Origin of the sequence: Streptomyces marokkonensis (genome assembly GCF_039539045.1) — a bacterium.
Lineage (GTDB): Bacteria > Actinomycetota > Actinomycetes > Streptomycetales > Streptomycetaceae > Streptomyces > Streptomyces marokkonensis.
On the sequence record NZ_BAABCQ010000052.1, the window covers coordinates 1 to 19,049 of the forward strand.

General features: G+C 69.9%; 17 protein-coding genes. 7 read left to right on the plus strand and 10 right to left on the minus strand.

Features of this window, described 5'->3' with window-relative positions:
- Positions 1 to 9 precede the first annotated feature (9 nt).
- The 3 genes from ABEA26_RS15320 (at position 10) to ABEA26_RS15330 (ending at position 2,835) form a co-directional block, all read left to right on the plus strand.
- Positions 10 to 489 carry an SseB family protein gene (locus ABEA26_RS15320; protein ID WP_345592834.1) on the plus strand — a complete coding sequence of 160 codons (480 nt, stop codon included), beginning with the start codon at positions 10 to 12 and terminating at the stop codon, positions 487 to 489.
- A 159-nt stretch (positions 490 to 648) separates the two neighbouring features.
- Positions 649 to 1,626, plus strand: a complete 978-nt coding sequence (locus ABEA26_RS15325; RefSeq protein WP_345592772.1) for a pirin family protein — start codon at positions 649 to 651, stop codon at positions 1,624 to 1,626.
- 129 nt (positions 1,627 to 1,755) lie between these two features.
- A complete protein-coding gene (locus ABEA26_RS15330; protein ID WP_345592774.1) occupies positions 1,756 to 2,835 on the plus strand; it encodes an AI-2E family transporter in 1,080 nt (359 codons plus the stop codon).
- On the opposite strand, the gene ABEA26_RS15335 is transcribed toward ABEA26_RS15330, so the two are convergent.
- Positions 2,772 to 5,006 (minus strand): SpoIIE family protein phosphatase, encoded by a 2,235-nt coding sequence (locus ABEA26_RS15335; RefSeq protein ID WP_345592776.1) that lies wholly within the window; start codon positions 5,004 to 5,006, stop codon positions 2,772 to 2,774. The two genes, ABEA26_RS15330 and ABEA26_RS15335, sit on opposite strands and share 64 nt — an antisense overlap.
- Positions 5,007 to 5,204: 198 nt before the next feature.
- On the opposite strand from ABEA26_RS15335, the gene aspS reads away from it, so the two are divergent.
- Complete coding sequence (aspS, locus tag ABEA26_RS15340) at positions 5,205 to 6,968, plus strand: aspartate--tRNA ligase (RefSeq protein WP_345592778.1); 1,764 nt, start codon at positions 5,205 to 5,207, stop codon at positions 6,966 to 6,968.
- Positions 6,969 to 7,128: 160 nt separating this feature from the next.
- On the opposite strand, the gene ABEA26_RS15345 is transcribed toward aspS, so the two are convergent.
- The 5 genes from ABEA26_RS15345 to ABEA26_RS15365 all read right to left on the minus strand — a co-directional run bounded on the left by ABEA26_RS15345 (position 7,129) and on the right by ABEA26_RS15365 (position 11,055).
- The gene (locus tag ABEA26_RS15345; RefSeq protein WP_345592780.1) at positions 7,129 to 8,064 is read right to left on the minus strand and encodes a hypothetical protein; all 936 of its coding nucleotides are present in this window, start codon (positions 8,062 to 8,064) and stop codon (positions 7,129 to 7,131) included.
- Positions 8,061 to 8,645, minus strand: a complete 585-nt coding sequence (locus tag ABEA26_RS15350; RefSeq protein WP_345592782.1) for a DUF6932 family protein — start codon at positions 8,643 to 8,645, stop codon at positions 8,061 to 8,063. Before ABEA26_RS15350 ends, ABEA26_RS15345 begins: the two co-directional genes overlap by 4 nt.
- A gap of 175 nt (positions 8,646 to 8,820) precedes the next feature.
- Complete coding sequence (locus ABEA26_RS15355; protein ID WP_345592784.1) at positions 8,821 to 9,426, minus strand: Uma2 family endonuclease; 606 nt, start codon at positions 9,424 to 9,426, stop codon at positions 8,821 to 8,823.
- A gap of 50 nt (positions 9,427 to 9,476) precedes the next feature.
- Entirely contained in the window at positions 9,477 to 10,334 is an 858-nt protein-coding gene (locus ABEA26_RS15360; RefSeq protein WP_345592786.1) for a helix-turn-helix domain-containing protein, read from the minus strand.
- Between the two features lie 166 nt (positions 10,335 to 10,500).
- Positions 10,501 to 11,055, minus strand: coding sequence for an ATP-binding protein (locus ABEA26_RS15365; RefSeq protein ID WP_345592788.1), 555 nt, complete (start codon positions 11,053 to 11,055; stop codon positions 10,501 to 10,503).
- Between the two features lie 158 nt (positions 11,056 to 11,213).
- Between ABEA26_RS15365 and ABEA26_RS15370 the strand changes: the two genes are divergently transcribed.
- Entirely contained in the window at positions 11,214 to 12,089 is an 876-nt protein-coding gene (locus tag ABEA26_RS15370) for a helix-turn-helix domain-containing protein (RefSeq protein ID WP_345592790.1), read from the plus strand.
- The gene (locus ABEA26_RS15375; protein ID WP_345592791.1) at positions 12,086 to 12,298 is read left to right on the plus strand and encodes a DUF397 domain-containing protein; all 213 of its coding nucleotides are present in this window, start codon (positions 12,086 to 12,088) and stop codon (positions 12,296 to 12,298) included. Before ABEA26_RS15370 ends, ABEA26_RS15375 begins: the two co-directional genes overlap by 4 nt.
- Positions 12,299 to 12,404: 106 nt before the next feature.
- Here the strand turns inward: ABEA26_RS15375 and ABEA26_RS15380 are convergent, their stop codons facing one another.
- The 4 genes from ABEA26_RS15380 to ABEA26_RS15395 form a co-directional block, all read right to left on the minus strand.
- The gene (locus ABEA26_RS15380) at positions 12,405 to 13,013 is read right to left on the minus strand and encodes a phage tail protein (protein WP_345592793.1); all 609 of its coding nucleotides are present in this window, start codon (positions 13,011 to 13,013) and stop codon (positions 12,405 to 12,407) included.
- 137 nt (positions 13,014 to 13,150) lie between these two features.
- Positions 13,151 to 13,516 carry a PH domain-containing protein gene (locus ABEA26_RS15385; protein ID WP_345592795.1) on the minus strand — a complete coding sequence of 122 codons (366 nt, stop codon included), beginning with the start codon at positions 13,514 to 13,516 and terminating at the stop codon, positions 13,151 to 13,153.
- A 104-nt stretch (positions 13,517 to 13,620) separates the two neighbouring features.
- Positions 13,621 to 15,237: a methionine--tRNA ligase gene (gene metG, locus ABEA26_RS15390; protein ID WP_345592798.1), complete on the minus strand. Its 1,617-nt coding sequence runs from the start codon at positions 15,235 to 15,237 to the stop codon at positions 13,621 to 13,623.
- Between the two features lie 90 nt (positions 15,238 to 15,327).
- Positions 15,328 to 16,650, minus strand: coding sequence for a VWA domain-containing protein (locus tag ABEA26_RS15395; protein ID WP_345592800.1), 1,323 nt, complete (start codon positions 16,648 to 16,650; stop codon positions 15,328 to 15,330).
- 264 nt (positions 16,651 to 16,914) lie between these two features.
- On the opposite strand from ABEA26_RS15395, the gene ABEA26_RS15400 reads away from it, so the two are divergent.
- Entirely contained in the window at positions 16,915 to 19,029 is a 2,115-nt protein-coding gene (locus tag ABEA26_RS15400; protein WP_345592802.1) for a PhoX family protein, read from the plus strand.
- Positions 19,030 to 19,049: the final 20 nt, after the last annotated feature.

Sequence of the window (19,049 nt, forward strand, 5' to 3'; positions counted from 1 at the left end):
CTGTGCGGCATGTACGGCTACGACCAGACCGCGGGCCAACAGCAGCAGCAGTACGCCCCGCCGCAGCAGCCGATGTCCGGCGGGATGGCCGGCGGGTACGGCCAGCAGCCGCCGCTGTACCCCGAGCCGTCCCCGCCCTCACTCGCGGACGCGGTGCGCGCCTTCACCACCGGCCAGATGTCCGCCGAGGACTTCCAGCAGATCTTCGCGACCTCGAAGGTCTACTGCCCGCGCGGTGACAACCCGGGCTTTCTCGCGCTGCACAACACCCAGCAGCCGGTGATCCCGATGTTCACCGGGCTCAAGGAGCTGCGCCGGTACGCGGGCAAGGAGTCCAAGTACTTCGTGATCACCGGCGCGGAGGTCATCGACCTGCTGCCGACCGGCTACGGCTTCGTGCTGGACATGGAGGGGGAGCACCGGATGGTGTTCGACGCGAAGGCCGTCGAACAGATGGTCGATTTCGCGATGCGTCGTATGTATGGCTAGACGCCATTGCTTCGCAGACGGCTGGACGCCAGCGCTTCACGGCGGCCGACCCGCCGCCGCCGAGAAAGCCCGGAGGGAATGCCCTCCGGGCTTTCTCGGTTCCAGGTGACAAGAAGTTCAATGCTCAACTAAAGTGGGCGTACCCGAGGAGGTACCGACATGCCTGCAGTGACCGTCGAGAACCCGTTGACGCTGCCCCGCGTATCCGCAACCGCCGACGCCGTCGCACGTCCCGTGCTCACCGTCACGACCGCGCCCGGCGGTTTCGAGGGCGAGGGCTTCCCGGTCCGCCGCGCGTTCGCCGGGATCAATTACCGCCATCTCGACCCGTTCATCATGATGGACCAGATGGGTGAGGTGGAGTACGCGCCCGGGGAGCCGAAGGGGACTCCCTGGCACCCGCACCGCGGTTTCGAGACCGTCACCTACATCGTCGACGGGATATTCGACCACCAGGACTCCAACGGTGGCGGCGGCACCATCACCAACGGCGACACCCAGTGGATGACGGCGGGCTCCGGCCTGCTGCACATCGAGGCGCCGCCCGAGCAGCTGGTCATGTCGGGCGGGCTCTTCCACGGGCTCCAGCTGTGGGTGAACCTGCCGGCCAAGGACAAGATGATGGCCCCCAGGTACCAGGACATCCGCAGTGGCAGCGTCCAGCTGCTCACCTCCCCCGACGGCGGCGCGCTGCTGCGCGTCATCGCCGGTGAGCTGGACGGCCACGAGGGCCCCGGTATCACGCACACGCCGATCACGATGGTCCACGCGACGCTCGCGCCGGGCGCGGAGGTCACCCTGCCCTGGCGGGAGGAGTTCAACGGGCTGGCGTACGTGATGGCCGGGCGCGGGTCCGTGGGCGCCGAGCGGCGTCCGGTGCACCTGGGGCAGACCGCCGTCTTCGGCGCCGGAGGGTCGCTGACCGTCCGCGCGGACGAGAAGCAGGACTCCCACACGCCGGACCTGGAGGTCGTGCTGCTGGGCGGGCGGCCGATCCGGGAGCCGATGGCGCACTACGGGCCGTTCGTCATGAACACCCGGGAAGAGCTCCAGCAGGCGTTCGACGACTTCCAGAAGGGGCGCCTGGGCACCGTCCCGGCCGTGCACGGCATGTCGGCGGCGGGGCCGGACGCCTGACGTGGTCTGCGCTGGCGGGTGCCGTGCCGGCCTCCGCTCTTGTGCCGACGGGGTGCCGTGCCGACACCGCGTAACCCGGGCGGGCCGTCCACGCAGGACAGCCCGCCCGGTGCGTGATCGGCTGGGGGCGTGCAGCTGCTTCCCGGTCCGGTCCGTCGGTTCGCCGCCTGGTGCGCCGTCATCCTGCTCGCCAGTGGTGTCGTCTACGTCGCGGTCCGGCTCTGCGTCGAGTTCCGCACCGCGGTGACGCCGGCGCTGCTCGCGCTGCTCGGCACCGCCCTGCTCAGACCGCTGCACCGGTGGCTGGTGAAGGCGCACGTGCAGCGGTCGCTGGCCGCCGGGCTCACCTGCGTCGCCGTCGTGGCCGTGGTGGGCGGGGCCGTGTACATCGTGGTGTCCGCGCTCGTCGAGACCGGCGACCAGATCATCGCCTCGCTCCGGGACGCCGCGAAGGACCTCGCCGACCACTTCGGGGCCGCCGGGACCTCGCTCGACGACATCGCGTCCAACGCGCGGGAGCTGCTCGGCAAGTTCGGCGGTACGGCCGCCTCGGGCGTGGTCACCGGGATCAGCGTCGTCGGCGAGATGGTCGCCATGGCCGTGCTCGCCCTGCTGCTCGTCTTCTTCTTCCTGCGCGACTCGGACCGGGCCACCGGCACGGTGCGCGCCATCGCCCCGCCCGGCGGCGCCGACATGGTCGAGGCGATGGCCCGGCGGGCCTTCGGGGCCGTCGAGGGGTTCATGCGGGGCACCACCCTCATCGCCCTCATCGACGCGACCTGCATCACGATCGGGCTGCTCGTCCTCCGCGTCCCCGGCGCGATCGGGCTGGGCGCGCTGGTCTTCGTCGGCGCCTACATCCCCTACCTCGGCGCCTTCATCTCCGGAGCCGTCGCCGTGCTGGTCGCGCTGGCCGACCGGGGGTTCGTCATCGCGCTGTGGGCCCTCGGGGTGGTCCTGGCCGTGCAGGTGCTGGAGGGGCACATCCTCCAGCCGGTGATCCAGAGCCGGACCGTGCAGATGCATCCGGCCATCGTGCTGCTGGCGCTGACCGCGGGGGCGTCGGTGGCGGGCATCCTGGGGATGCTTCTGGCCGTTCCCCTCACGGCCGCGGCGTTCGGAGTCGTCCACGAGCTCCAGGCGCGTTACGCCGCCTCGGGGTCGCCGGCCGGACCGCCGCCACGGCCGTCTCCGGGACCGCCCGCCTGACGACCGCCCGCCTGACGACCGTCTTCCGGACGACCGCCCGCCTGACCACCGTCCTCCGGGCCCGCCGACTCGTAGACCTCGTACCAGATGCTCTTGCCCTTGCCGCGCGGGGCGACGCCCCAGGCGTCCGCCAGCAGTTCGATCAGTATCAGCCCGCGTCCGGAGGACGCCATCTCCCCCGGACGGCGCTTGTGCGGCAGGTCGTCGCCGCTGTCGGTGACCTCCACCCGGATCTGCCGCGCGCCCGGCTCCCCGGCGACCTCGGCGACCAGAAGGGCGTCGGCGTCGGTGTGGACCAGGACGTTCGTCAGCATCTCGGAGAGCAGGAGCACCGCGGCGTCCCGCTGCTCCTCGCTGGGCCAGTCGTGCAGCAGGTCGCGCAGATGCTGCCGGGCCGTGGCGATCCGCGCGGGCTCGGCCTGCGCGACCGTCAGCATCGTCCGGCGTACCGGGGCGCGGGCCACGGTGCTGTCGCCGCAGCCGCAGCCCTCGCCCTGCCGGCACAGCAGCAGCAGGGCGATGTCGTCCTCCCGCCGGTCGGCCAGCGGGCCGGTGGTGTGGTGGGAGGAGGGTCCGTGGACGCCTTGGACCAGCGCGTCGGCCAGTTCCTCCAGGCCGCCGTCGTGTTCTTCCAGGATGACGCGGAGGCGGTGCCAGCCGGTCTGCAGATCGTGGCCGCCGGTCTCGACCAGACCGTCCGTGCACAGCATCAGGGTGTCCCCGGGTTCCAGGGCGAGCCGGGTGATCGGGTAGTCGGAGTCCGGGTCGATGCCGAGGGGCAGCCCGCCCGCCGTGGCGAGGATCAGCGCCGTTCCGTCCGCCATGCGTACGACCGGGTCCAGGTGCCCGGCGCGGGCGCTCTCCAGGGTGCCGGTAGCGGGGTCGACCTCCGCGTAGTAGCAGGTCGCGAAGCGCAGGTCCCCGGGGTCGTCGCCGGACTGGGCGAGGCCGTGGAAGAAGTGGGAGGCGCGGGCGAGCACCGCGTCGGGACGGTGCCCTTCGGCGGCGTAGGCGCGCAGGGCGATACGCAGCTGGCCCATCAGTCCGGCCGCGCGTACGTCGTGCCCCTGGACGTCGCCGATGACCAGGGCGAAGCGGCCCCCCGGCAACTGGATCATGTCGTACCAGTCGCCGCCGACCTGGAGGCCGCCGCCGGTGGGGACGTAGCGGGCGGCGACGCCCATGCCGGGGATCTCCGGGCCGAGCACGGGCAGCATGGTGCGTTGCAGCCCGTCGGTCAGCTCCCGTTGGGTCTCGGCGGCACCCGCGCGGGTCAGGGCCTGCGCCAGCATCCGCGCCACGGTGGTGAGCACCGACCGTTCGTCCGGCGTGAAGGCGACCGGATAGGTGAAGGCCGCCATCCAGGCGCCCATCGGGCGGCCGGCCACGGTCAGCGGCAGGAAGGCCCAGGAGCGGCGGCCGAATCGCTCGGCGAGGGGCCAGGTGAGGGGGTAGTGGGACCGGTACTGCTCGGGTGAGGAGAGGTAGACGGCGCGGCCGGTGCGGACCACCTCGGCGGCCGGGTAATCCGTCTCCAGCGGCATGTTCACGAACGGGTTCATGTCGTTCTGCGGCTGTCCGTGGTGGCCGATGACCGTCAGACGGTCGCCCGAGACCCCGAAGACCGCCAGCCCGTCCGGGGTGAACCCCGGCATCGACAGGCCCGCCGCGACCCGCAGCACCTCCTCGGTGGACCGCGCCTCGGCCAGCGCCCTGCCCGCGTCCAGCAGGAAGGCCTCCCGCGAGCGGCGCCAGTCGCCGGTGACCGCGCTGCGCCCGGCGGGGGTGCCCGGGGCCGGCTCGGCGACCTCCTGCAGGGTGCCGATCAGCTCGTACGCCTTGCGCACGGGGTCGAACGACGGCTTGGAGCGGCTGCGGACGATCCGGGCGATGTGGCCCCGCTCGTCCATGACGCGGATCCGGACCTCGGCGAGGGTGCTCTCCGCGGCGGCCAGCCGGACCACCCCGGTGATCTCGTTCCAGTCCACCGGATGCAGCCGGGCCCGTACCTGGGCCTCGGTGAGAATCGCCCGTTTCGGGGGCAGCCCGAGCAGACGGGCCGCCTCCGCGTCGACGGTGACCGTCCCCGCGGCGGTGTCCCAGTGCCACAGACCGGTCGCGAGGGCGGCGAGCAGGTCCCCCACCTCGGGCAGGGGCTCACCAGTGCGCATTCATCCACTGTAGGAAGAGGTGATCGGACACTGCCACCGCTCGCCCCCGGGTCCGCGCCGCGTCAATGGGGAGCGTCGCGTCAATGGGGAGGAGGACAGCCGTGCCCGGCCGGTACGCTGGGGGTTGTTTCACGCTGGGGTTGTTTCACGTGAAACGCGGAACACCATCCCCGATCCACGAAGGCTGGATGAACGACGATGCATCGGTACAGGTCCCACACCTGCGGCGAGCTCCGCTCCTCTGACGTCGGCACCGACGTCCGGCTGAGTGGCTGGCTGCACAATCGGCGCGACCTGGGTGGCATCCTCTTCATCGATCTGCGCGATCACCACGGCATCACGCAGCTCGTCGCCCGTCCGGGCACCGCGGCGTACGAGGCGCTGGACAAACTGACCAAGGAATCGACCGTTCGTGTCGACGGCAAGGTCGTCTCCCGGGGCGCCGACAACATCAACCCCGAGCTACCCACCGGCGAGGTCGAGGTCGAGGTGGGTGAGGTCGAGCTGCTCGGCGCCGCCCAGCCGCTGCCCTTCACCATCAACGCCGAGGACGGGGTCAACGAGGAGCGGCGCCTGGAGTACCGCTTCCTGGACCTGCGCCGCGAGCGCATGCACCGCAACATCATGCTGCGTACGTCGGTCATCTCCTCGATCCGCAGCAAGATGGTGGCCCTCGGCTTCAACGAGATGGCGACGCCCATCCTCACCGCCACCTCCCCCGAGGGTGCCCGCGACTTCGTGGTCCCCTCCCGTCTGCACGCGGGCCGGTTCTACGCGCTGCCGCAGGCGCCGCAGCAGTTCAAGCAGCTGCTGATGATCTCCGGCTTCGACCGGTACTTCCAGATCGCGCCCTGCTTCCGCGACGAGGACGCCCGCGCCGACCGCTCGCCGGGCGAGTTCTACCAGCTCGACGTCGAGATGAGCTTCGTCGAGCAGGAGGACGTCTTCCAGCCGGTCGAGCGGCTGATGACGGAGCTGTTCACGGAGTTCGGCGGCGGCCGCGAGGTCACCTCCCCCTTCCCGCGGATCCCGTTCCGCGAGGCCATGCTGAAGTACGGCTCCGACAAGCCGGACCTGCGCGCCAAGCTGGAGCTCGTCGACATCACCGACGTCTTCGCGGGCTCGGAGTTCAAGGCCTTCGCCGGCAAGCACGTCCGCGCGCTGCCGGTTCCGGACGTGGCGGGCCAGTCCCGCAAGTTCTTCGACCAGCTCGGCGACTACGCCGTCACGCAGGGCGCCAAGGGCCTGGCCTGGGTCCGCGTCGGCGAGGACGGCGCGCTGACCGGCCCGATCGCGAAGTTCCTCACCGAGGAGAACGTCGCGGAGCTGACCAAGCGGCTCGGCCTGGCCCCCGGCCACGCGGTGTTCTTCGGCGCCGGCGAGTTCGACGAGGTCTCGAAGATCATGGGCGCGGTGCGGGTCGAGGCCGCCAAGCGCGCCGGGCACTTCGAGGAGAACGTCTTCCGGTTCTGCTGGATCGTCGACTTCCCGATGTACGAGAAGGACGAGGAGACGGGCCGGATCGACTTCTCCCACAACCCCTTCTCGATGCCGCAGGGCGGCATGGACGCCCTGGAGAACCAGGACCCGCTGGACATCCTCGCCTGGCAGTACGACATCGTCTGCAACGGCGTCGAGCTGTCCTCCGGCGCCATCCGGAACCACGAGCCCGACATCATGCTCAAGGCCTTCGCGATCGCGGGCTACGACGCGGAGACCGTCGAGCGCGAGTTCGCCGGCATGCTGCGCGCGCTCCGCTTCGGCGCCCCGCCGCACGGTGGCATCGCCCCGGGCGTCGACCGCATCGTCATGCTGCTCGCCGACGAGCCCAACATCCGCGAGACGATCGCCTTCCCGCTCAACGGCAACGCCCAGGACCTGATGATGGGCGCGCCGACCGAGCTGGACGAGACCCGGCTGCGCGAACTGCACCTGACGGTGCGCAAGCCGCAGCCGAAGTAGTCCGCCGACGTCACGTCACGGCGTAGGGCCCGGCACCGGATCGATCTCCGGTGCCGGGCCCTCGTCCTGTCCACGGCCGTCGGCCGATGGCGTGACGCCCGGCTGCACGGGTGGAGGTGACGGGGGGCGTGGTGCGGCCGGAGTAGGGCAGAGGCCTCGGTCAGGACTCAAGTGGAAGTGAGGGCTGTTCCGCCGCAGATCCCAGGTAGGTGTACTCCGTCGACCGTGCGATCCCTACCGAATCCAGGCACTGGCGGAAGCGGACCCGGAAGTGGATGTTGTCCCCGAGGCCGGGGCGCATGCGGAGCAGTTCCTCGGGCTCCTCGAAATGGACGTCATAGGCCGGTGCGTTCCTGGACGTGCCCGTCTTGACCTTCACCCAGCCGCTTTCGCGTAGCTCCGTGATGCGGCCAGAGATGATCATCTCTTGGTCGCGGGGCCGTGACGGTTCACGAAGCCGTTCCACATAACGCCTGCCACGCTCGGTGAGCCGCGCCCTGCGCATGTCCCCGTCGGCGCCGTACCAGGTCACCCCCAGGTCGAGCTTGTACTTGCCCAGAGCCCGGGCCAGGGTGTCCACCGCGTCGAAGAGGCGCGACCACTCTCGGACGTCCTGTTCTGCCTCCAGCGCGCTCAGCAGATGAGTGAGCGTACGCATGCCGGTGCTCGTGGCGGAAGTGACGGGAGCTTCCATGGCCGGAGGCTCTGAAGGGAGGACAGCAGCCACGGGACGGGCATGTACCACGGTGCTGCCGACCGAGATGCCGGTGAGTTCCAGCTGAACGGGAGTGCCCGCGGCGACGGAGATCGCGTTCTCCACCGGGTTCAGCAGAGCGTCACCCCACTGGAAACGCAGGGCGCCCCCTTCGGTGTCCGGCCCGGTCAGACGGAGCCGCAGCTCCTCGTCGAGACGAGCGTCCGGCTCGTACGCACGCACCGCCGCGAGGCGGCTTGCCCGGTGATCTGCCTCGACCTCCTCGTCGTCCCGTTCCTCGGTGCCCATCTCTTCAAGGAGGCGCGCGGCGGTCTCGGTGGCGCCCGGATCGTTCCTGAGTGCCGCACGCCTGCGCTCGCGCCAGCTGTCGCCGGTGGTCACAGTCGCACCTCCAGGTATCCGCGTGCCGGGGCGGCACTTTCATGAGACGGAGCACGGTCCGTATGGCCGGGCAGACGGCAGCGCTGCCACCAGTCGTCCCACACACCCCGTTCCATGAAGTATGTCCGCTCCTCGGCGGTGAAGTGCTCGGATCGGAAGACATGGCCGACGGGTCGGTATCCGACTCTGACCGGTGAGACGCCGAACTTGCGCAGCATGCTCTCCCGGCTCTGAAAAGCGGTGGTCAGCCATTTGGAGCCGGGTCTGCCGCGAACGGCGCGCTTGGCTTCCACGTCGATCAGGAGAGTCGTGTCGATGTTCCCCGGATCCGTCTTCGCGCTCACGAAGCTGCCACCGAGCCACAGCCGGTGGATGAGAGTGCGCCCGTCCAGGGCGTCCGCGTAGGAGTCCTCCAGCGCGAAGAACCGCTCCAGATAGTTGTTCAGTCCGTCCCACAGTGCCCAACGTGTGTCGGAGCCTTGGAACTCCGGCGCGCGGACCAGCATGTCCTCTGCCTCGCCGAAGGAGAGGGAGTAGCGGCCCGGAGGAAGGAGTCCGTTCGCGGCGAAGGAAGGCAGCACATGAGTCCTTGTCGGGTACGGATGGGGCGCTGGGGTGGGGCGGGATATGAGGGGGCGGTCGACGGCACGGCTCAGACGACGTGCGCGCGGCTTCGCTCACCGAAGCGGTCAGAAAGTCGCTGATGTTGGCGTCCGCCCTTGGGGTCGGCGTCTTCGCTCTGGCCCTTCGTCGTCGTCACGCCGGGTCCTCGCTCCGGTAGAGCGGCAGGTCCCGGGTCGGGATGGTCCAGTCGGCGATGGTGACGTCCTCGCCGTAGACGAAGTCTTTGCGGGTGGCATAGCGGGGGCCGTCGGGGGTGGTGTGGATGTCGGTGAGGACGGCGCCTTCGCCAGAGCGAGGGTCGAAGATCGCGTAAACGGGGATGCCCATCAGGGGGTAGTCGCGCGTCTTGGTGACCCAGTCGTTGTCCGGATTAGAGCGGGACACGACCTCGATGGCAGCGATGAGAGTACGGGGATCGAAAGAGCCCGGAACATCCATGTCCTCCATGGTGATCACCATGACGTCAGGCCGGCGCATGAGGCCCTGGGACTCGTCCTCGACATCCGGTTCACCCGTGTGAGCCACGACCTCCTCCGGCATCACCCTTTCCAGGCGCCTCCGGAGCCGCAGCGTGGTCAGCTCGTGCCGACCGCTGGGCGACATCATGTCGTGGACGATCCCTTCCTGGGTGATCTCGAACTTGCCGGGCAGGGTGTCGTCTGCGGACTGAACGAAATCCCGCATGGCCCGGTAGCGGTGGGAAGCGCCCTGCTGCGCGTTGTCCGGGACGGTGGTCATGGCGCTTGCTCCTCGTCTGTGCCCACGGGCTCGGGCAAGGATCGTCGAGTTCATGCTAGGGCGTCCTCCGGGTGATCGGTTCGGCAGTCGCGGCAGCGGCCGGGAGTCGGGGCGCGGAAGGCTCGGTCGCAGCCGTCGCAGGTCTGGAGGGGGTGCCGGGACTCGGCGGCGGCCGACGGGGCCGGTGGCCGGAGCGGTGGTGGGGGCGGCAGCTGGGCGGTCAGGCGGTGGGCGAGGAAGGCGGCCGGCCGGATCAGAGGCTCGAGCGGCAGGTTCTCGGTCAGGGCGTGGCGTACGGCGGTGGGGGTGACCTCGCGTTCCAGCCAGGCGGCGACGCCCGGGGCGAGGTGTTCGGCGTCGGTGGCGGAGAGGAGGAGGCGGGGGTCGCGGCGGCGCAGACCCGTGAGGACGTCGACGGCTGCCTGGAGGAGGGCGGGGGCGGGACACGACGGCTGGGGCACGGCGGGGAGGCGCTTGCGTGGCGGCGGCTTCTCCTGGGCCGCGCGCCGGGCGGAAGGGCGGGATGCCGCCTCCCGTGTGCCGCCGCCGCTGCTGTGTCCGGGCCTGTTGCAGGAGACCGTGCGGGTGACGATCCGGCCGGTGGACGTGCGCGTACACGTGCGTTGCAGGTAGCCGTGCTTCTCCAGCTCGCGCAGTCCGGCGGCGATGCGGGTCGGGCCCTCGGGAAAGCGGGCGGCGAGGCTCTTGATGTCGACGGAGGTGCCCTGGCGCACGGACTGGATGTAGCAGGAGAGTCCGATGGCGAGCAGGGACAGCTCCTTGTGCTGGACGAGGTGGTTGCCGACCACCGTGAAGCTCTCGGTGTGGCGGACGTTGTCGTGGACGACGCCCGCGAGCGGCTGCTCGTGGGGGTGGTCTTCGTCCAGGGTTCCGGACGTGGTGGGCATGGGCGCGTTAGGGTGCTGTGCATCCATCGGGAAGCTTTCTCTTCCTTGGTGGCTAGGCCCTCGCATTGGGATCCCACTCCCGGCGAGGGCCGTCGCATGTCTGGTGGTGTGTCGCCGCTGAGCGTAGGGCAGACAACCGGTCCCGAATCCAGCCAAGTTGGCATATTCACTCGCCGGAGTGACCGCGCCCGGCGGGAGGGAGGGGAGGGGCTTGGTGGGTTGCTTTCTCCCCAGTTGGTGGTTCATAGGGGGCGCGGGTGGGACCGGAACTCGCCTCGTCGCGTTCCGGCGTTTCCTGGGGCGGGAGGGTGAGTTCGGCCCAGACCGTTTTGCGGGGCGGCAGGCCGGGGGCCACTCCCCAGCGGTCGGCGAGGGCCGCCACGAGAGCCAGGCCGCGACCGGACTCGTCGGCGGGGGCGGTGGGGTCGGTGGAGCGCAGGCACGGCAGCCGGTCACCGCGCGTGTCCGTGACCTCGACGCGGAGGGTGTCGCCGACCACGTAGAGCAGGAGCTGGAAGTTCCGGCCCGGGACGCGTCCGTGGGTGGCGGCGTTGTTCGCCAGCTCGGCGACGATGTGTGCCGCCGGGTCCAACGGCAACCCCCAGGCGCGCAGTTGTTCGGTTGCCAGCAGCCGGGCCAGACGGGCGCCCCGGGGCGTGGGGGACAGCAGGAGGCTGAAGTTGCGGACGCGTCCACCGGGCTGGGCGAGTTTCTGATTCACGTCACTCAGAGTGGCCGCAGCTGCGTACCGTGAGGAGTGATGACGCCGTTGCGTACGGTCACTGTCTGGCGGTTGTCCGGTGGTGTCCGGGCTTGTCAGGGCGGTGCGTGCGGGTAGGGCGTGGCTGGTACGAGGCGGTACGACGGAGGGGCGCGCGCATGTCGGTGGACGGTGAGGTTCGGCAGCTCAGGACCGAGGCTGACGAGCCGGGGTGGGAGGTGGACCCGGACGACGAGTGGGGTGTGGCGGTGGTCGCCACCGTGGGGCGGCAGCTGAAGCTGCGCCGGGAGGCCGTGGGAATGCGGGCCGGGGAGTTCGGCAGGGCCGTGGGGTACGGCGAGGACCTCGTCTACAAGATCGAGGGCGGGAAGAGGATTCCCCGGCCCGAGTACCTGGAGATGGCCGACGAGGTGCTGGGGGCGGGCGGGCTGCTCGCTGCCATGAAGGAGGACGTGGCGAAGGTCCGGTACCCGAAGAGGGTGCGGGATCTTGCTCAGATGGAGGCGCGGGCGGTCGAGATCGGGGTGTATGTGTGCCACAGCATCAGTGGGCTGTTGCAGACACCTGAGCATGCCAGGGCAGCTTTCGAGTCACGGCAACCTCCGTACTCAGAGGAGGAGGTCGAGCGGATGGTCGCCGCTCGCATGGCCAGGCAGGCGATCTTTGATCGGGAGCCTGCCCCGGCAATCAGCTTCGTCCTGGAAGAGGCGCCGCTCCGGCGGCCTCTCGGAGGCACAATGGTGTGGCGGCGGCAGCTCGAACGTCTGCTGGAGGTGGGGCGGTTGCGTAATGTCACCCTCCAGGTGATGCCGACGCACCGCGAGACCCACCCTGGCCTGGACGGCAAGATCGAGTTGCTGAAGTTCGAGGACGGAACGGCCGTGGGACGCTCCGATGGTGCGTTCAGTGGGCGGCCGATCTCCGACCCGAGGCAACTGCGCGTCCTTGAGCTGAGGTATGGCACCATCCGGGCGCAGGCCTTCCCGCCGGGGGAGTCGCTGGCCTTCATCGAACAACTGCTGGGAGAAACATGATCCGCAAGGCTTCCACCGGGGATGCCTCCGAACTGGCGTGGTTCAAGAGCAGCTACAGCGATGGCAACGAAGGCGACTCCTGCGTCGAGGTGGCGACCACACCCGGCACCGTCCACGTCCGCGACTCCAAGTACCGCGACGCGAGCCCCCGCCTCGCGGTGGCGCCGGAGGCGTGGGCGGACCTTGTGACATACGCGTCCGGAAGCTGATTTCTCAACTGCGCATTCCCCGCGTCCGGTTGTCACCGGACGCGGGGCGCGTTGTGGTCAGGCTGCCTGGGGCTGGATCCCTCACGGCCCCTCGTCTGCATCAAGCTCAGTGGACGGTCAGCTGCGAGAAGCTGATCGTGAGGGTCTCCGCCGTTGCTTCGGCAGAGCCCGTTGTGACCGAAGACTGGTCGATCTTGGTGACCCTGGGGTTCGCCATCTCGTACCGCTTCACGGGATTGTTCTGGTAGTCGAGAACGACGAGGGAGACGGTCTCGGGCGTGGTCTCTCCGGCCGCGAACCTGGTGAGCTCCTCGGACCTGGTCTGGCCGCGAACGATCACCGCCTCCCCACCCGCGCCGGCGCCGGGAATCAGGCGGCGACCGGCTTGGCCGTTCTGTGACTGTTGCGTGGTCTGCTCGTCTGCTTCCGTGCGCAGGCCGGAGACCTCCGCGAGGTACTCGACGTCTCGGCCGTCCATGTTGAAGGCGAAGTTGTGGGAGGTGAGGGCGTCCCCCGCCAGGATGTCCTTCGTCTCCACCTCCTCGGTCGCGCTGGAACGGGGCTTCGCCCCGGCGTCGGACGAGCTCGCGCCCGACGATCCCGCGTCCGACGAGCCGCTGCCGCATGCGGTCAGCAGCCCCAGGGAGAGCAGCCCCGCGGTGGCCGCGACTGCGATGCGGCGGCGGCGAAGGCGGGTGGAAGTGGAGCGGGCCATGGTGAATCCCCTGTGTCGTCGGACGTCCCGTACCGGGCGGGCGTCACTGACACTTTCAACCCGCTGTGCAGCTTGCATTGTGATCATGTCACGGGCTTGCTACCGAGGCTTCGGGCGGTGACGGGTTCTCAAGAGACCTACCGCGCCACGAACTGGGTCAGGATCGCCTGGACCTCGTAGATGTCGACGCCCTTGGTGAAGGTCTTCTGGATGGGGGTCTGGGAGCTCGAGAGCCAGATCTTCAGTTCGGCGTCGAGGTCGAAGTGGCCGGCCGTCTCGACCGAGAAGTGCGTGATGCTGCGGTACGGGATCGAGTGGTACTCGGTCTTCTTGCCGGTGATGCCCTGCTTGTCGACCAGGATGAGGCGCCGGTCGGTGAGCAGGATGGTGTCGCGGATCAGCAGGTAGGCGGCGTGGATCTGCTCTCCGTGGCCGAGCAGGCGCGCGTAGTCCTGCTGCGCCTGGGCCGGGTTGATGCTGTGTGCGTTGCCGAACAGTGCCATGGCTGGTGCCCCCTCGTGAGCCGGTGTGCTCGTCCGATCTTCGCAAAGCGGAAGGCCCGGGTGAAGGTCTGCCTTCTCCCGGGCCCCGTGCTGTAGCGAGCGCGTTACGCGGTCGGCTTCTCCTCGAGACGCGGGAAGAGCACCGCGCCCTTGGTGACCGTCGTACCGGCGGGCAGCCGGCCCCAGTCCGCCGACTCCTGGACCTTCTGGTCCACGAGGGCGCCGAGGGACGCCTCGGCGCCCAGGGAGTCCCAGAGCTTCTGGGAGGTGTCCGGCATGATCGGGTTGAGGAGGACCGCCACCGCGCGGAGGGACTCCGCGGCCGTGTAGAGGATCGTCGCCAGGCGGGCCTTGCCCTCGTCCGACGTGTCCTTCGCGACCTTCCAGGGCTCCTGCTCGGTGATGTAGCCGTTGACCTGCTTCACGAAGTCGAAGACGGCCAGGATGCCGCCCTGGAAGTCCAGCTCCTCGCCGATCTTCCGGTCGGCCTCCGTGACGGCCTTGGTCAGGCCGTCGTGGATCGCCTTCTCCGCGTCACCGTCGGCCGCCGAGACCGGCAGGGCGCCGCCGAAGTACTTGCCGACCATGGCCGCGACGCGGGACGCGAGGTTGCCGTAGTCGTTGGCCAGCTCGCTGGTGTAGCGGGCGGAGAAGTCCTCCCAGGAGAACGAGCCGTCCTGGCCGAACGCGATCGCGCGCAGGAAGTACCAGCGGTACGCGTCCACGCCGAAGTGCGAGGTCAGGTCCTGCGGCTTGATGCCGGTCAGGTTGGACTTGCTCATCTTCTCGCCGCCGACCATCAGCCAGCCGTTCGCGGCGATCTTCCCGGGCAGCGGGAGGCCCTGGGCCATCAGCATCGCCGGCCAGATGATCGCGTGGAAGCGGAGGATGTCCTTGCCGACCAGGTGCACGTCGGCGGGGAAGGTCGCCTCGAACTTCTCCGGGTTCTCGTTGTAGCCGACCGCCGTGGCGTAGTTCAGCAGGGCGTCGATCCACACGTAGATGACGTGCTTGTCGTCCCAGGGGACCGGCACGCCCCAGTCGAAGGTCGAGCGGGAGATGGAGAGGTCCTGCAGGCCCTGGCGGACGAAGTTCACGACCTCGTTGCGCGCGGACTCGGGCTGGATGAAGTCCGGGTTGGCCTCGTAGTGGGCGAGCAGTTTCTCGCTGTACTCGCTCAGCTTGAAGAAGTAGTTCTCCTCGCTGAGGATCTCCACCGGCTTCTTGTGGATCGGGCAGAGCTTCTGGCCCGCGTACTCGCCCTCGCCGTCGAGCAGCTCGCCGGGGAGCTTGTACTCCTCGCAGCCCACGCAGTACGGGCCCTCGTAGCCGCCCTTGTAGATCTCGTCCTTGTCGTACAGGTCCTGCACGAACTCCTGGACGCGGTCGGTGTGCCGCTTCTGCGTGGTGCGGATGAAGTCGTCGTTCGCGATGTCGAGGTGCTCCCACAGGGGCTTCCAGGCCTCGGTGACGAGCTTGTCGGCCCAGGCCTGCGGGGTGACCCCGTTCGCCTCGGCCGTGCGCATGATCTTCTGACCGTGCTCGTCCGTGCCGGTGAGGTACCACACCTTCTCACCGCGCTGGCGGTGCCAGCGGGTGAGCACGTCGCCTGCGACGGTCGTATAGGCGTGGCCCAGGTGAGGAGCGTCGTTGACGTAGTAGATGGGGGTCGAGACGTAGTACGCCTTCGCCCCCTGCTTCTCGTTTCCAGTGGCCGCCATGGTCGAAATCCTACTGGTCGGATGGAGATCGACTCACACGCGTTTCGGGGGGCGGACAGGGGGATCGTCCCCTGTCCGCCCTTGTGGGCCTTACGGGCGCCAGGTGGCCAGTACGCCTTCGTAGAGCTCCTTGTCGGTGAGTTCCCTGGGGGCCTCGCCGGCGAGGAAGTGGGAGGCGTTGGCCGTCTTGAGCTTGCGGAGGTAGTCGAAGGCCTTGTTCTCCGGGTCTCCGAAGGCGACGAAGGAGAAGTGGACGTCCGGGTGATCGGCCGCCGCCTTGGCGAGGGCCTGGGTGGCGGGCGTCTTGGCGTCGGGGGCGCCGTCGGTCTGGAAGACCACCAGGGCGGGGGTGCCGGGGGCTTCCTTCCCGTGGTGGGCGAGGACGGCCTCGACGGCGGCGTGGTAGCTGGTACGGCCCATCCGGCCGAGGGCGCCGTGCAGCTCGTCGATCTTGCTCTCGTGGTCCGTGAGGGTGAGGTCGCCGGTGCCGTCCACCTCCGTGGAGAAGAACGTCACGTGGACCGTGGCCTCGGGGTCCAGGTGGGCGGCGAGGGCGAGGGTCTGCTCGGCGAGGGCCTGGGCGGAGCCGTCCTTGTAGTACGGGCGCATGGAGGCGGAGCGGTCGAGGACGAGGTGGACCTTGGCGCGGGTGCCGGTGAGGCCGTGCTTTTTGAGGGCGGTGGCGGCGGCCTTGTAGGCGGTGGCGAGACCCGGGGCGCGGGAGCGGACTCGGGCTGCGGTCGTCGCCGGTTTCGGGGTCTCGGCGGGGGCCTCCGGCTGGGGGTGCGGTTCGGCCTCCGGCTCGGGGTGCGGTTCGGCCTCGGTGCCTGTGTTCCCACCCGCACCACCCGTGCCGGGTTCGTCGGCAGGTGCGGGTGGCCCCTGTGGGGCTTGCTCGTCGACGACGGCCGCGGGCTCCGGCTTCGTCTCGCGTTCCGGCTCCGCGGCCTGCTCGGGCTGCGTCTGCGCCTCCGGGGCAGCCGGGGCCTGCTCGGCCGTGATCTCGTCCGGGGACTCCGTCGGTTTCGGGACCGTGATGTTGGCGAACGCCGCCTTGACGAGTTCGTGCTCGTGCTCGTCCGAGGAGGCCTCCGAGCGGGGCTCGGGGACCTGGGCCGCCGCCTTGGGAGCGGGGTCGGGGTCGGGGGCCTCCGTCTGCTCCGGCGCCGCGGTCTGCTCCGGAGCCGGGATCGGCTCCGGGAGTGCGGTCTGCTCCGGGGCCGCGGTCGGCTCCGGAGGTGCCGTCTGCTCCGGGGCCGGGATCGGCTCCTGGGGTGCGGTGGGCTGGGACGGGAGCTTCGGCTCCGGCGCGATGGCCGGCGGTGCCGTCTCCTGCGTCGCACCCTCCGCCTGGGCGGCCTGTTCTTTGCGTGACCGGCCGAACGCGTTCCGCAGGAGAGTGAGAATGCCCATGTGCGCAACCCTTCGCGTGAGTTGATGCCGTCAATCCCTGGCCAGGACGGACACGTAAGGTTAACGGCCCCGACTTGTGATCTTGTGCAGGGTCTGCCACGAAAGCACGGGCGCGTCAAGGAGGGATCGAGACGCCGTGGCAATTCCTCTCCGGCTTCCGTGGGTTCACCCATCGTTCATCGCGACGCCCGTCTCCCGCACGTATGTGCACCTACGGTCACGCTGACACCAAGGGCATCCAAGGGCTTCTCAGGGGAGAAACACGTGCGCAAGCTGCTGCCGTTGATCGGAACGCCGTCCGGCTCGCATCCCGGCGGCCGGTCCGCCATGACCTGCCGTTTCCGGTGTGGTGACGCCTGCTTCCACGAGGTGCCCAACACCAGTTCCAACGAGTACGTCGGTGACGTCATCGCCGGCGCGCTCAGCCGCCGTTCCATGATGCGTGCCGCGGCCGTCGTCACCGTCGCCGCGGCGGGTGCCGGGGCCGTGGGGGTGGCGGGGGCGCCGTCCGCACAGGCTGCGCCGGTCGCCGGCAGGGGGCACGGGCACGGGCATGGGCATGGGCACGGGCACGGGCACGGGAAACCCTCCGTGTCGAAGGGGGCGCGCGGGCTGCGGTTCACGCCCGTCGCACCCAACACCGACGATGCCGTCACCGTCCCGGAGGGGTACCGGCAGGACGTCGTGATCCGCTGGGGCGAGCCCATCCTGCGCGGGGCGCCCGACTTCGACCCGGAGCGCCAGACCGCCAGGGCCCAGGCCGGCCAGTTCGGCTACAACAACGACTTCCTCGCCCTGCTGCCGCTGCGCGGGGAGCGGGACCGGCAGGTCCTCGTCGCCAACCACGAGTACACCGACGAGGTACTCATGTTCCGGGGCTACGACCCCGAGAACCCGACCCGCGAGCAGGTCGAGATCGCCTGGGCCGCGCACGGGCTGTCCGCCGTGGTGGTGGAGGAGGAGCGACGCAGCGGGAAGCTGACGCCCGTCAAGCGGCACCGCCTGAACCGCCGCGTCACCGCGACGACCGAGTTCCGGCTGACCGGGCCCGCCGCCGGTTCCGACCTGGTGAGGACCTCCGCCGACCGTAGTGGCCGCAAGGTGCTCGGCACCCTCAACAACTGCGCCGGCGGCACCACCCCGTGGGGCACCACGCTGCACGGCGAGGAGAACTTCAACCAGTACTTCGCCAACAGCGGCCGGGCCACGGACAAGCGCTACGGCATCGGCACCGGCGCCACCGAGCGCAAGTGGGAGCGGTTCGACAAGCGCTTCGACGTCGCCCAGGAGCCGAACGAGGTGCACCGCTTCGGGTACGTCGTCGAGCTGGACCCGTACGACCCGGACTCCACGCCCCGCAAGCACACCCTGCTCGGCCGCTTCAAGCACGAGGGCGCGACCGTGCGGCTGACCCACGACGGGCGCCCGGTCGTCTACACCGGCGACGACGAGCGGTTCGACTACTTCTACAAGTTCGTCGGCAGCAAGCGGATGCGGCACGGCAGCAGCCGCTGGGCGCGCGAGCACAACCTGTCGCTGCTCGACGAGGGCACCCTCTACGTCGCCAAGCTGAGCGGCGACTCCCCGGCGATCGAGATCGACGGCACGGGCACGCTGCCCCGCGACGGCGAGTTCGACGGCAGCGGCCGCTGGATCCCGCTGGTCACCGCCACCGAGGACGGCGCCGTCTCGCACGTCGACGGCATGAGCGCCGAGGAGGTGTGCGTGTTCACGCGGCTCGCCGGTGACAAGGTCGGCGCCACGAAGATGGACCGCCCCGAGGACATCGAGCCCTCGCCGACGACCGGCAAGGTGTACGTGGCCCTCACCAACAACTCCAACCGCGGCAAGTCCGGTTACGCGGGCCCGGACGAGGCAAACCCGCGGGGCAGCAACAAGCACGGCCACGTCCTGGAGCTGACCGAGCGCTGGAACCGGGCCGACGCCACCACCTTCGCCTGGTCGCTGTTCCTGGTCGCCGGTGACCCGGAGGACCCGGCGACCTACTTCGCGGGCTTCCCGAAGGACCGGGTCAGCCCGATCTCCTGCCCCGACAACGTCGCCTTCGACGACCACGGCAACCTGTGGCTGTCCACCGACGGCAATGCTCTCGGCACCCACGACGGCCTCTTCGGCGTCGCGACGAAGGGCGACCGACGCGGTGAGCTGAAGCAGTTCCTGACCGTGCCGAACGGCGCGGAGACCTGCGGACCGCTCATCCAGGACCGGCGCGTGCTGGTCGCCGTGCAGCACCCGGGCGAGGTCGACGGTGCCTCCGTGGAGGAGCCGGCCAGCACCTGGCCCGACGGCCCCGGCAAGCTCGTACGTCCGGCGGTCGTGGCGGTGTGGCGCGCTGACGGCCGCGACATCGGCGTCTGAGCCCCCCTTTCGGGCACACC